This window comes from Leucobacter chromiireducens (assembly GCF_003917135.1).
Lineage (GTDB): Bacteria > Actinomycetota > Actinomycetes > Actinomycetales > Microbacteriaceae > Leucobacter > Leucobacter chromiireducens_A.
Map to the genome: position 1 here is coordinate 1 of NZ_RPDI01000087.1, position 359 is coordinate 359.

The following is a 359-nucleotide window of genomic DNA, read 5'->3' on the forward strand; positions in this document are numbered from 1 at the left end:
GCTCCCACTGCTCGTACTCGTCGAGCGGCTTGTGGACCTCGACGTACTCGCCGCCGGGGAGGCGCACGATGCGTCCGGACTCGTAGCCGTGGAGTGCGATGCTGCGATCCTTCTTCTGGAGCGCGAGGCAGATCCGCTTCGTAGTGATGTACGCAACGATCGGGCCGAGGATGAGCAGGGCCTGCAGTGCGTGGATCACGCCCTCCATGGAGAGCTGGAAGTGGGTCGCCATGAGGTCCGAGCTTGCGCCGGCCCACATCACCGCGTAGAAGGTGACACCCGCTGCGCCGATCGCGGTGCGAGTCGGGGCGTTACGCGGACGATCCAGGATGTGGTGCTCGCGCTTGTCGCCGGTCACC

At 66.3% G+C, this 359-nt stretch carries 1 pseudogene; it reads right to left on the minus strand.

The window, feature by feature from the left end:
- Nucleotides 1–359: pseudogene (locus tag EGM46_RS14595) on the minus strand (ubiquinol-cytochrome c reductase cytochrome b subunit); the annotation flags it as partial.